We start from the raw sequence: 12913 nt of genomic DNA, 5'->3' as shown, positions 1-12913 counted from the left end.
TCATCCCCCTTGTCATCCTCGCGAATGCGGGGATCCATAAGTTTCCGATAATCTTATAGTTTTCCTGGATTCCCGCCTGCGCGGGAATGACATACTGGTTGATCTTGCAAAACTTTTCCCTTGTCATCCTCGGGCTTGCTGCGTCCACCTTGGGAGGAACCCGGATATCCACAAGTTTCCACTAATCTCATCAGAAATGCATTATAGCATAACGTTCTATACCTTACTACGCATATCGTATATTACTTATTACACAAAGCTTGAGATCAAAAAGTCTATGTGTCAAGAGCCTGCAAATTAGCAACATGTAACATAATTATACGGCCGTAAGATTATGTTACGATTTGTTGTGGCGTATATTTGTTTTTTTTGCTGATTATTTTTGCCTACCCTGAAAAAAGAGGATGCAATCGGAATAATCTGGTCAAAAAACCTTTTTAATGCTATATTTGTCATTATATTATTCGCATTGATATAAAATTACATTATGACAAAAAAGAAAAAGGTTGCCAAAAAACCTGCCACACATAATGATTTCCTCCATGGTGCAAAACCGAGTAAAAATCCTTTTTTAGCATCCACAAAAAAAGGCATTTCTCTTCCACCACAACGCCGCTTCAGTCGCACAAAATAGACCCTTGCAATCCATGCAACCATAGCCATTTACAAAGGCAGCAAGATCTCTTCAATTACATTTTTTCTCATTTTTTACATCTTTTTCATACTCCCCGACAAGTTCATTTTTCCCATTGTTAGAAAATTGATTTCCGCAAATTTTTCCTTGTGGCTTTGCCTGAATTTTAATTCCGCCCCCCTTATTGTCATGTAGATTATTTTTGATCACATCATTATTGATCCCGTCATCGTTTTTGTCGCCACCAAGACGAATACCAGCACCCATGCATCCATACACTTCATTGCCACGAAAAATATTACTATTTCCCCGACTATCTAGTCCGGCAGATTCATCATCTTTTTGCCCTGTACAAATATTATTTTCCACAACATTAAACGATGCCCCCTCTTTAATATCAACACACTCATTTCCTTGCGTATTGATTGTATTATCATGAATCCAGTTATGATTTGATTGATCAATATCTCGTGTAATATTTTTGTCTTTTTCCACTTGTTCTGGTGCAGTGCCAATATAAATCCCCTCGCCATTTTTTCCGCCACCATCAAATAAAAAATCATATGCACCACAGCCCATAATCTTGTTATGTGCAATTTCATTTCTTTGTGAAAAATATTTGATACGAAGACACTCTCCTCCCGCATTTTTGAGATCCATGTTCATGATTTGAACACCTGTAACACCATTTAGTTCCTCTTTGCCTTCTACGTAGATCAATTTGTCTCGATAGTTTTTCCCCTCCCCAACATCACCCAACAGACCATCCACGACAAAACCATGCAAAACAATGTGATCATGATTAATCTCAATGATACGAGATTTTTTTCCCGTTCCTTTTACAATTGCATTTTTTGAACCGGTAATAATAATTTTGTCATTCTCTGTGCCATTGCGTATTGTCGAAAAATCTTGTATATACTGCCCATCCAACAATGTCAGCCCATCTCCCGGCATCAAAAAAGAAACTGCTTTTTGAATCGATAAAAAAGGTGTTTGTTGAGTACGCCCATCATAAGAGTCATCGCCATTGGGTGAAACATAATACATTGTACCAGACACATGCAAAAAACTTTTTTCTCCACGAAAAGAATTGTATATCACAATAGGATTTCCAAATTTGCTCACCACCACAAAAAAACAAAATGCAATGGCTCCACATACGATTATAATAAGTATCTTCTTTTGCATTACATTGTTTTTATTGGTTATTATTCGTTGCAGATGATCACTTCACAAAGTTTTGTGATTTTTCTTTGAAATGAAGATTGAGCTTATTAAACAAAAATGAATTATTCCCAACATAATTATCTCGTGATCCCTGGTAGAAATAAACACCTTTATTATTGATCTTGATCGTATTATATCCTATATAATTGTTTTTGGAAGCATTGTTGCCACGCACGCCAATATTATTATCGATTACTTCATTTTTTCTGATAATATTATTTGATGACTGATATAGCGTAATACCATTCACATTGCCAGATACATAATTCCTCTCGACTATGTTGTGATGTGAATTGCGATCAAGCATAATACCATGCAATGCATTATCATGAGAATAATTGCCACGAATTATATTAGCAAAACACCGCTTTGATGCAATAATTCCATGATTTCCGTTATGATGCACATTATTATCAGCGATCAACATATGATTTGAATCATCATGCGGATCGATCCCGTATGAAACATTTTCATATACTTCATTATGGCTGATTACAATACCCGTTGCACCATATGAATACATCCCAAATAAATTGTGATGGATACGACTGTTTTTGACGGATCCCGTCGATACTTCTTTGTGAAAAGATGCGCTTTGAATTTTCCATGACACACCGTATGGACCGCCAAAAGGATTTCCTCGCAATGGAAATCCGTAATTTCCCAAATATGCAAGCTCACTGTCGGTAATATCCATGCGACCATTTGACTTCTGCAAAATATAACTGCGTCCATCCTGCCAATTCATATCATGATTATTTTTTATTTCATCCCACGACGTGACCTTGGTATTTTCTATGATAATGTTGCCATTCTCCGCCTTGACCCACACAAAGCCCTGATCCTCACTTTTTAATTTCAGCCACGCCACATCTTGTCCTGATATTACCAAAGTCACACCATCGTCAATAAATAAATTTCTGCGCAAAATCCACGTTTTATCTTCTATGTTATGCAAGAAGCTCTCATCATTCAGTCGTCGTGCCAGTTGCGGGATTGTTACAAAGGCACCATTTCCTCTAACGCGGATTGCATTTTCTTCATAATCATTCGTCACAATAAAATTCTGCGCACCCGTTTCACGATATAATTGCATATGTGGATCTTGCAACTGTGACACTGGTATTTTGATCGTTTCACCATTTTGCAATCTCACACCATCCATTAACGCTGTTCCATCGTCGCGATATAACGTTGTATCCGGCGCCAAGAAAAATCGTCTTTTTATATCAGGAACATCCTCCCACAAACTCGTTTGGTAATACGCGAAAGAATCATCATTTATTTCTTGCATGATCCAATCCTCTCTTTCCTGCATTTGCTTGTTCGTGACCGCCATTGGGATGCTTTGATCCTCAAATTTATTGAGCTTTTTTTGCTGTCGTGCAATCTCATCTTGTCTCTTCTCCCAAAAAGATTTTACGCCGGCCATACGCACATTCACATGAAAACTCAATGAAAACAACATCACAACTACGCCAAACGTCGCTACATATGCTAACCATTTTTTGATCACGCCAAGTTGATTCAAGCGATCCTTATTCCATCTTGTAATCCACGATTGTTCTCCGACGGTAATTAACGTATAAATTTTAATCACTGCAATCACATACGTATAGATAATATAGATCGGCATAATCAGTAGATCACGTGGATGTTTTCGCAAATGTCCCAAAATCTTGATCGAACGACTCACCATCCACCACGCAATCAACACACTGACGAAAATCCAATCGCCTTTATATAAAGCAATAATTAAAAACATCGGACCCAAGAGCAATGTGAATGGCTGCACAAATCGATCGACTGTATGAAAAGCAAGAAATGGGTTTTTCCACATCCATTTTTTTGTGATTGATGTCACATCTGAGCGCCAACTATTCCGCGTCCACCTAATTTGTTGCTTGAGATAGGTTGCAATATCTGGAAAGCCCTGTGTATATACCAATGCATCTTGTACATATTTGACCTTCCATCCATCTCTTTGAATCAAATTAGTCAATCTCTTATCATCCCCGCTAATGCATTTCTTGCCAAAAAAAATCTCATTTTCCAGTTCATCCGTCAAACGCTTAATAGCTTTGCGACGATAAATCCCCGTACGTCCGGAGATGCAACTAAGCGCATTACCAAAAGCCGCCTGATATATAATGTCATTGCCATACCGATTGTAAATATGAATACGGAAAAAACGCTTTGCCAGTGTATCCGCATTCATCACATCTTGTCGCGGTGCCACACCACCCACCTTCTTATCTTCAAAAGGACCAAGAATTTTTTTTAAAAATCCATTAGTCCACACAGTATCACTATCAACCAATGCAATGATCTTTCCTTTTGACGCCTTAATACCATCTGCCAATGCGGCACGCTTACCTGGTTTTTCCGTGATAATCATTTTGGCATTGGCAAACTCTTGAGAAAATTTTTCAAAAACTGCGATACAGTTTTTATCTGTATAATCAATCACTGCAATGATTTCTCTTGGATTATTATTTTTCCACGATTGCAATGCTACCAAAAATATCGCCGGATCTTCATTGTATACAGGCGTTACGACAGAGACAGTCGCAGTATATACACCACAAGGAATTTTATAGAAAAATGAGATGCCTTTTTTTGCACACCACACGGACCATCGCCAAACACCGATTACACCAAGTGGAAAATAACCTATATAATGCGAAAAATTACTTGATATTCCATCACTTAAAGCACCGATGAGATCGAACATATTTTACCAAAGATAATCATTATTTTGTCTTATGCCAAAAAGATTCAAAAATATTATTAGACGCAATCACACCTTTCAATAGATTCATTTTGATCTTTAACTTTTTTGACCATGAAAAAAATGCCTGCGTATCCTTTGGTAGACACATACCATCAAAAGGGCCGCGGTTGCGCAATCCGTATTTTTTATTCCAAAATGCCTCTGCACTATCCGCAGTGATTTCAAAAATCTTGTCTGGTTGCACTCCGATACAATGACTCACCAAACGCATCTCATTAAAAAATGCAATCTTTGTTGCATTGTACAAATTATGTACATATTTTTGCATTTCCGCCTCCTTGATCGATACATAATATATAGGACAATCAAAATCCTTATACACTTCGCCCATGATTTTTTTTGTTTTTTTATCCAGTGTTCCTATTGTAATAACCCAGGGTTTTTTGAAATCTTTTTCCGCATTTACTTCTCTCAAATATTCTGGATTCATCGATACACCAAAATCTCGCCCCGCCTTTTTATTTGATGCTTTTTCAATAATCGGCACAATAATGTTTTCAGTCGTTCCTGGAAGAACTGTACTTCGTACAACAATGACAAAATAATCCTTACGATCACGTAGTTTTTTTCCAAGTGTCTTTGCCGCACTCATCATGTATGTTAAATTGATTTTCTCATTTTCAGTTGGTGTAGAAATTACAAAGAAAAAAATATCGCTCTCATTCGTATCCAAAAAATCAATATGTTTTGCATCATATCCTTGTGTTACAAGTTTTTTTAAAATAACATCTTGCACGTCATAAAATATCACGTCATGCCCCTTACTTAAAAAACCAAGACCCGTTGCCCGTCCCACAACTCCACTTCCAAGTACTGCTACTCTTTTCATAATAGTTTTGTAATAAAAAATGTGACAATATCACATGACAATACTGTCACCGTAAAATAAATCATTTTCCTAAATTATAGACTACATCACGCTATTTGCCCACCTCTTCATGATGTGACCTTTGCTACTGCAATTATATTACATCACATCCAAGTTTTTCATTGTTACATAAAAATAAAAATTTGTACATATCCCCATGCCCATCTTACAAAAACGTCTTCATTTACAAAAAATAGCGCAAAATCAAGACTTTTTCGCACGATCCGGATTTATGATTTTGACCCTTGCGTAATTCCACGTATCTCATATAATGAGATTGTTTAATTATTTATATAAAGGTTTGAATTTATTTTTTTAAGTTCAAATAACCCAAATATATCGATGACCAAAGATCAACAAATAGTCCAAAAATACAAAAAAGAAAATCCCTGGGGTATAAGCACATGTATCGATTTGTATGATTGTAATCCCAAGACATTACGCAGTGCAAAAAAGATCAAACAATTCGTGAAAGAACTATGTACGCTGATCGAGATGAGAACTTTTGGTGAAACGGTGGTCGTTGATTTCGGAGAGGATCCGCGCGTGTCAGGATTTTCCATGACACAGTTGATCGAAACATCTCTCATCTCCGGACACTTTGCCAATGCGTCCAACGCCATCTATCTGGATGTATTCAGTTGCAAGGCCTACTCTCCCCACAAAACAGCCCAATTTGCCAAGAAATTCTTTGAAGGCAAAAAGATGGACGTCAAAGTAAATTTTAGATACTAGACTGTACACATAATTTAGAAAATATTATTAAATCCCATTCTTTGGGATTTTTTAATTTTATATCAACACGACTATCATCCTCTATCATTTAATCCCATGGATTTTTTCATCTTATGGAATTTTTATAAAAAATACCTCGGCGAAAATTATCACCGAGGCAATTGTACCTAATTACTTATAGACTAAAGCGCCTTCCGAGTTCTGATGCGATATAGTCTGTAGAATAATGAACACTATCGATACCGAACTTCTCTTTTATATCAACCTCTGCTTTTTTCAGCATACATTCTGAATACGGACCCATGGAGTATGAGGAAGAAAAGAAATGTAATTCACCATTTTCAATTTTCATCCTACCTCCTCCAAGATTCGGCGGAGAAACAATGAACAAACCCTTTTGTTTACGCATGCTGTGCATATTCATATAGATGTCCTCATGCTCCATTGATATGGAAACACCTATGAACAACATTACTATGCTTTCCGCAAAATCCGCCACCGCGCTCAAAACAAACTTCAGCTCTCGTCCAGCCTCCAGCATTTCCTGGCAGGCCTCAATATGTTCTTTTTCCGTGTTTGCGACAATTTCTTCCACACGCAGATAGTGCGTGAAAAAATATACTTTAGCTTTCATAACATCCTTCCTTTCTTCTCAATAAATGCTTGGACGCGCTCACCAATGGTCACATTTACAGAAAGTCACTTCTTTATCACTTTTATGATGAGGTAAAATGGAACTTTGTCCTCACATCCCCACATCTCCGGACATTCTTTCATGTCAGCTACAGAGGCTCTCGGTTCGGATATTTCCTGAATCAAAAATCCGCAACTGATCAATCCATTCAAATATCCGGCAATCGTATTCTTTTTAGCGTCTACCGGAAACTCTTGACTATCATTCGTTCGTAAAAGAATTTTTTCCTCATCATCCCAATAATCCAACGGGTGTTGATTATTGAATTCTACCCATTTTGTCCTTGGTCTTACGATGTACATTGCGGGATGCGGAACGGCGAGAACAAAAGTCCCACCAGACTTTAAAACTCTATGCGTCTCCCTCAATGACTGATATACGTCATCATGATCAAAATGCCCAAAAACCATCACCGAAACAGCACAGTCGAAAAAGTTCTCCGCTAAGAATTCTAGATTTAAAGCCGATCCGATCCTGTACTCAACACCTACCGCATCTTTCGCCTCCTGTTCCATCGCAGCTTGAATGAGTCCTTCAGATATATCCACTGCCGTAACTTTTGCGCCACGTTTTGCCAAAAGTCTCGACACATACCCATCACCACACCCGATGTCTATGACCCTTTTTCCTTGAACATCTCCTAGAAGCTCAAGCGCTTGTGGTCGGCAGATATAATCCGATTGGATTTTTTTCTTGGTTCTCTTCCAAAAATCAACATTCCCATCATAATCAGACATCATCCATCCTCCCTTTTGTGATTATAAAGACGCCAATTGTTGAACAGCATAATTGTATATCCTCTTGTCAATTTCATATCCGATATATCGCCCTCCGCGCCTTAAGACGTGACAACCCAATTTTGCTGTCCCCATAAAAGGTTCCAACACTGTATTGCCTGGCCTGAAATACATATCCAAGAATTTCTCGCACACCGTATCCGGAAAAGGACATGGATGTGCTAGGGTCTCCTTGAAGTTCAGATAGAATATCTCTCCCCCAATGAAAGGCCTTTCTTTTTTAGAAAAAACCAGCCATTGGTGACAATTGGAGTGGGCGCTGACATCTGTCATGTACATCTTTAACCAACGATCATCCTCCGGAAGTTCAACTCCGCTTTCGGTATGTAAAAAATTGATATGACGCTCATGCAGAAACAGTCCGGCATCCAGCGCCATTTTTTGAAACATTCCTGCCAATTGCACATACACCATGCCTTTTTCGCCATTCATCAAAACAGAATCAGCGGGATCCATAAGCAGCCTTCCCTCCGGCTGCAAAACTCGCTCACATTCAGCCATGATAGATTTCATCATCTCATAGTATTTTTCAATCGACATTCGATCCATATTATCGCCATAAACCGTTCCTATATTGTAGGGCGGTGAAACAACGATTAGATCCACACTCCGACTCTTTACTTCAGACATATTCTCGGAAGATTTGTTATATACTATCCATCCATCTTTCATACCCACCTCCTTTCAGCAGATTGATTTTTTAAATAACACTCGTAATTTCATCGTAACGAGATAGTATACACCAAAATGATATACTTGTCCATATTTTGGTTATATTATTATATGATCTATGTGTATTTTTGCTGTATTTTCCCTTTTTTATTGACATTTTATGTGTTTTTTGCTATACTGTATATGTTGACCATTATTTGGACATTTAATATGAAACTACAAAATACGCTAGAAAAATTAGGTTTTGAAGCCAAGGAGGCCACGCTTTATACGACGCTTTTGGAATTGGGCGAGGCAGGAATCGTCGATATTGCCAGAAAATCCGGACTAAAGAGAACGACTGTCTATCACATCGTAGATAATTTGAAATTGCGTGGGCTCGTCAGCCAGACAAAAAAAGGAAAGAAAGTTTTTTATATCGCCGAAGACCCCCACTCCATCGGACAAGACCTCAGAGAAAAAGAATCGCTTTTTCAAAAAACGCTCCCGGAACTTTTGTCGATTGCCAACCTCTTGGAGAAAAAACCCGTCATAAAATATTTCGAAGGAATAAATGGGATCAAAGAAGCCTACAAAGATCACCTCAAACAAGGCGACTATGAGATGCTCGGTTGGTGGTCAGAAAGTTATAATATCTTTGGCGATGATTTCTTTTATGATTACTATATGCCCGAACGATTGAAAAAAAAGATCTGGTTGCGCGCGATCGTCCCCAACAGCCCTTATGGTCAAAAACACGTCAAAGAAGATCAAAAATTTCTCCGAAAGATCAAATTGGCTGATCTAGATCCGACATTTGCCGAGCTGGACATCCATCTTTATGGTAATAATAAAATCTCCATCAACTCATTCACTGAAAAATTCGCACTCATCATCGAAAGCAAAGCCCTCTATAACACCTTGAAAAATATTTTTGAGTTGCAGTGGAAGAGTTTGAAATAGTTTAAATTTTTTTTCAGCTATATCATCACAAAAAAATGGCTTGATACGTTTATGCGCCCTTATCATATAAAATAAAATGCGGTCCCAAAGGAAATTCCTCCGGGACCGGTACATCAAAATCAAATTGCTTCGATTATTTCCTCCGATTTTTCATGCATAACTCGGAGATATTGCTTGCGAGCAATGATCTTTTGCATAACAATGCACGCATCTTTCACTGCGAGATTAAAGGCATCCGTCTTGAAAGACATTCCCGTCATGTTGCCAAAATATACTGATGTCGTGTACTCCATAGGCATACCGTAAAAATACGTATCCCTCTCGTCCTTTAGGAAAGGACCCATGGATCTGATATGTTCCCGACGTGACGCGAATGACATAGGGATCGTATCCAAATATTTGATCCGAATGTCGATCCAATCAGCGATCTCTCCCGGTTTTTGTGCATATCCGTCATGAAGCACGTACAAATGGAAGTCAAAGCCGGCATGTATTGCCAATGGCCACTCTGGATTAAACCAATTTGACTTTATCCGGATCCTGAAATCCGGCCAATCTGCAAAATTCATGTCTTGAAGCTCATAAAGATTTTTATAGGGATACCGGTCATTTTTGTCAATCTGAAGTGTGATATTTTGAGCCTTAAGCTCTGCGTAAAAACACGCCATCTGACGCAAAAGCGTGTTCATGGCTGGCAATTTACACTCGTCAATGTCTTCCATAGTCAACAAGTCGTTTGCATTGGGTCTCTTGAGTACATTTTCACGATGAAACGCCACTGTTTTTAGCTCATCGGTAGTCATTGTTATCTCCCTTAGATATTTTTTTTAACTGCTTGGATGGTCTCCTATATATTATGCAATTGTAAATGATACTAAAACTGTAAAGACAATCTAGCCTATATCTGACAATAAAGCAAGCCTAAGATGCTTGACTTTTGGCTTAAAATGTGTATAATGTATGGATGTTCTTTTTGACAAAAGACCTCAACAAAAAAGTTGAGGATCCACTGTTTTTTAAAACCATAAACATAGAGGAATGAGGAATGAACGAGACTAAAACAACAGAAGTGAGTGTTCCCGATGAATTGATCGCCAGACTAGCAAAGAGTTCCGGTATGGATGAAAAAACTGTCCGCCATCTGATCAGCGTTGAACGGTTTGATGTTTTTGCCAAAATCCTGCCAAATCAGACTGCCACGGCAAAGTACATCCTAAATGAGTTTGAAAATGGACGGCAGGAGGAATTGCTGGAATGGGCACGTGAAGGCGTCCGGGATGAAGAATTGTTCTACGAATTGATGAGATATTTTAAGTAACGTCCCCGCAACGCAACGACCATAAAGGTTCAAGAGATTTTACTTGAACCTTTTTTATTTTATTACCTTTGCCCGCTTCCAGATCAATTCAAACAAATCCTCTAGCCCATCTTTTATTATAAAATGCAGCCTTCGAAAATATTTCAAAGGCTTTTTTCATTCTTCAGTCACATATTCATCAATATTTTCCAGCGTGATGGGTGTGGATTTTTCCCACATCATGTCGAAATAGTTTTGGAAGACTTTCACCAGGATGTCATCTTTGATCTCAATGATGCGCAGTGGCTCAACGAAAGACTGGACGATGATCGTGTCACGATTGACATTGAAGTTCCCCAGACACTCTCCTTCTCTTGGCCATAAACGATATTGCGTCAACTCCGGATAATTTTTTATCATCTCAATTTCACTTTTGGTAATTGTGAAATGGATCGTTTTCCAAATAACCCGTTTTTTGATTTTAAGTGCCATATACTTTTCAGTAAGTGGACCCAAGATCTCAAAAAAATCTTCGTTGCTAATCGTCCCCAAACAATGCATTGTGGAACCATCCGGCATTTCCTCCAATGACTTCATCCAGTAGTTACGATAACTCTCAATCCCTTCATAAACAACAATTTGCTGGGTGGCCTTGCTGTGATAGGTTTGAACATCTTTTATTATCTGCTCGGTGATATTTTGCTTTTGTCTAACACTGGTGAGTAAGCTGTTTGGATCAGTGATTTGAAAAGTCCACACGCCACCCTTTACCACTTTTGTTGCATAACCGCTCAAAATAAGCTTTTCCAAGGACTGATAAACGAGATTGCGATGCATATCCAATTTTGCAATGAGAACGCCCGCCCGACACGGACCATGCTTAACCAATGCCTCATAGACTTTGGCATCATTTTTGTGCATTCCGATGAGTTGCAATTCTTTGAGCATGTCCCTATTTTGTCATATAAAATGATATTTGTAAAGTATAATAATAAAATATCCATTATATAAGCCAAATATTGGCAATATAAATATCTCACATTGTCATTATATATCGTATGACAATATATTTGTAATCCTGTATAGTCATATCAGGAAGGATGTCCTTGAAAAAAGCAAATTTCACGTTCATTATCAAATCAATTTTAGGAGGATTACCATGGTAGACACAAAAAACGACACTCCCCGATGCCATTATTGCAACAAAGGTGAAGGGGACGGAGTGACCATTGCTCCTGACGGAGAAAGTTTCGTTTGTAATGAGTGCAGTCACTTGTTATCAAGCATAAGACGGACCGTAGTGGCTGGAAGTCTCACCTGTTCCTTCCGTGGAAAAGCAAGCGCAGATCTGATCATAAAAACAACTGTGCTGATCCACAAGGGAGTTGTCCGCATCATCCCAAACAAAGAAAACATCTCCACATGCAAAAAATGCAACGAGGAGCATTTTCTTGCTCTTTCGGAAAATTCATCGAATAACGGAACGACCCATTGAAATAACGCACAAAGAAAGGCAGGAATCATAATGGATTTCTGCCTTTTGTTTCTTACATCATGTTGAATGATGTAAATGTTTGAGCTTTTTTAAAGCGGTTCTTAATTGTTTTAATTGTCCTCTGGGGGAGACATCTCCACTCTTTTGTCTTATACATCGTTTTTTTTGTTTGACTGTGCAAGGCGGATCACCCAGATGATGTTGTAACCACTTTTCAGAGCAATTAGCGCAAATATCTTCTTCCATGACACACTCCTTTGATCGATAGACTCATTTCTTTTGAAAGACCTCACTTTTTTATGTAATTAAAAAATTCCTACACCAACCACCCCTCTTTATCTCTGGGGACGATCATCATTGTCCAGTTTTATCGCCAACGCGAGAATTTTGAGTGCATTGTGCACACGTGGACTTTGTCCTCCGCTAAAATAATCCTGAAAACGCATAGGCCCGTGAGGCCCGTCGGTTGTTACAACCATACCGCCATCTCTCAGCATAAACGTTTTAATATTACCTTCAAAGGTTCCATTATGATGATCATCATGCGTCCTCGTATACACCTTTTCAGTGGAAAGATCGAGAGTTCCGAGTGAATTATTCAAAACCCTCAGCACGTCTTTTAGCAATCTATCTTGGGAAATTATTCGTGACATGTTCCACCCTCCATATATTTGATATTTTTTTAAAATACACCCCTATACAAAATATCGTTCAATGTCATAGACTATAGCATGATTGATCCCCATTGAACAATA

15 protein-coding genes are annotated in these 12913 nt (G+C 38.4%); 5 read left to right on the top strand and 10 right to left on the bottom strand.

From position 1 onward, the window contains the following. Positions 1–487: 487 nt before the first annotated feature. Complete coding sequence (locus WC819_04485; protein MFA5986573.1) at positions 488–634, top strand: hypothetical protein; 147 nt, start codon at positions 488–490, stop codon at positions 632–634. A 51-nt stretch (positions 635–685) separates the two neighbouring features. On the opposite strand, the gene WC819_04480 is transcribed toward WC819_04485, so the two are convergent. Genes WC819_04480 through WC819_04470 form a run of 3 tightly spaced genes read right to left on the bottom strand, consistent with a single transcriptional unit; the run spans position 686 to position 5487 of the window. Then, entirely contained in the window at positions 686–1825 is a 1140-nt protein-coding gene (locus WC819_04480; protein MFA5986572.1) for a right-handed parallel beta-helix repeat-containing protein, read from the bottom strand. A 37-nt stretch (positions 1826–1862) separates the two neighbouring features. Beyond that, on the bottom strand, positions 1863–4598 hold the full coding sequence (locus WC819_04475) for a glycosyltransferase (protein MFA5986571.1): 2736 nt from the start codon (positions 4596–4598) through the stop codon (positions 1863–1865). Positions 4599–4617: 19 nt separating this feature from the next. Next, complete coding sequence (locus WC819_04470) at positions 4618–5487, bottom strand: hypothetical protein (GenBank protein ID MFA5986570.1); 870 nt, start codon at positions 5485–5487, stop codon at positions 4618–4620. 381 nt (positions 5488–5868) lie between these two features. Between WC819_04470 and WC819_04465 the strand changes: the two genes are divergently transcribed. After that, positions 5869–6261 carry an S-adenosylmethionine decarboxylase gene (locus WC819_04465; protein MFA5986569.1) on the top strand — a complete coding sequence of 131 codons (393 nt, stop codon included), beginning with the start codon at positions 5869–5871 and terminating at the stop codon, positions 6259–6261. A gap of 175 nt (positions 6262–6436) precedes the next feature. Here the strand turns inward: WC819_04465 and WC819_04460 are convergent, their stop codons facing one another. The 3 genes from WC819_04460 to WC819_04450 form a co-directional block, all read right to left on the bottom strand. Continuing rightward, the gene (locus tag WC819_04460) at positions 6437–6895 is read right to left on the bottom strand and encodes a hypothetical protein (GenBank protein ID MFA5986568.1); all 459 of its coding nucleotides are present in this window, start codon (positions 6893–6895) and stop codon (positions 6437–6439) included. A 65-nt stretch (positions 6896–6960) separates the two neighbouring features. Then, positions 6961–7695: a class I SAM-dependent methyltransferase gene (locus WC819_04455; GenBank protein MFA5986567.1), complete on the bottom strand. Its 735-nt coding sequence runs from the start codon at positions 7693–7695 to the stop codon at positions 6961–6963. An 18-nt stretch (positions 7696–7713) separates the two neighbouring features. Next, the gene (locus tag WC819_04450; protein MFA5986566.1) at positions 7714–8424 is read right to left on the bottom strand and encodes a site-specific DNA-methyltransferase; all 711 of its coding nucleotides are present in this window, start codon (positions 8422–8424) and stop codon (positions 7714–7716) included. Positions 8425–8634: 210 nt separating this feature from the next. Here WC819_04450 and WC819_04445 point away from each other — a divergent pair, with 210 nt between their 5' ends. Then, the gene (locus WC819_04445) at positions 8635–9366 is read left to right on the top strand and encodes a helix-turn-helix domain-containing protein (GenBank protein ID MFA5986565.1); all 732 of its coding nucleotides are present in this window, start codon (positions 8635–8637) and stop codon (positions 9364–9366) included. 119 nt (positions 9367–9485) lie between these two features. Here the strand turns inward: WC819_04445 and WC819_04440 are convergent, their stop codons facing one another. Then, positions 9486–10169, bottom strand: coding sequence for a hypothetical protein (locus tag WC819_04440; protein ID MFA5986564.1), 684 nt, complete (start codon positions 10167–10169; stop codon positions 9486–9488). Between the two features lie 242 nt (positions 10170–10411). Here WC819_04440 and WC819_04435 point away from each other — a divergent pair, with 242 nt between their 5' ends. Continuing rightward, the gene (locus WC819_04435; protein ID MFA5986563.1) at positions 10412–10684 is read left to right on the top strand and encodes a hypothetical protein; all 273 of its coding nucleotides are present in this window, start codon (positions 10412–10414) and stop codon (positions 10682–10684) included. A 156-nt stretch (positions 10685–10840) separates the two neighbouring features. Here the strand turns inward: WC819_04435 and WC819_04430 are convergent, their stop codons facing one another. Beyond that, positions 10841–11611, bottom strand: a complete 771-nt coding sequence (locus WC819_04430) for a helix-turn-helix domain-containing protein (protein ID MFA5986562.1) — start codon at positions 11609–11611, stop codon at positions 10841–10843. A gap of 211 nt (positions 11612–11822) precedes the next feature. Between WC819_04430 and WC819_04425 the strand changes: the two genes are divergently transcribed. Then, positions 11823–12158 carry a hypothetical protein gene (locus WC819_04425; GenBank protein ID MFA5986561.1) on the top strand — a complete coding sequence of 112 codons (336 nt, stop codon included), beginning with the start codon at positions 11823–11825 and terminating at the stop codon, positions 12156–12158. Between the two features lie 57 nt (positions 12159–12215). On the opposite strand, the gene WC819_04420 is transcribed toward WC819_04425, so the two are convergent. Together WC819_04420 and WC819_04415 are read right to left on the bottom strand one after the other, a co-directional pair. Further along, the gene (locus WC819_04420; protein ID MFA5986560.1) at positions 12216–12404 is read right to left on the bottom strand and encodes a hypothetical protein; all 189 of its coding nucleotides are present in this window, start codon (positions 12402–12404) and stop codon (positions 12216–12218) included. 89 nt (positions 12405–12493) lie between these two features. Beyond that, positions 12494–12811: a hypothetical protein gene (locus WC819_04415; GenBank protein MFA5986559.1), complete on the bottom strand. Its 318-nt coding sequence runs from the start codon at positions 12809–12811 to the stop codon at positions 12494–12496. Positions 12812–12913: the final 102 nt, after the last annotated feature.

Source organism: Parcubacteria group bacterium (assembly GCA_041660065.1).
Classification (GTDB): domain Bacteria; phylum Patescibacteriota; class Minisyncoccia; order Moranbacterales.
The sequence above is the reverse complement of the archived record's forward strand: the minus strand, read 5'-3'. Positions and strand labels throughout refer to the sequence as shown.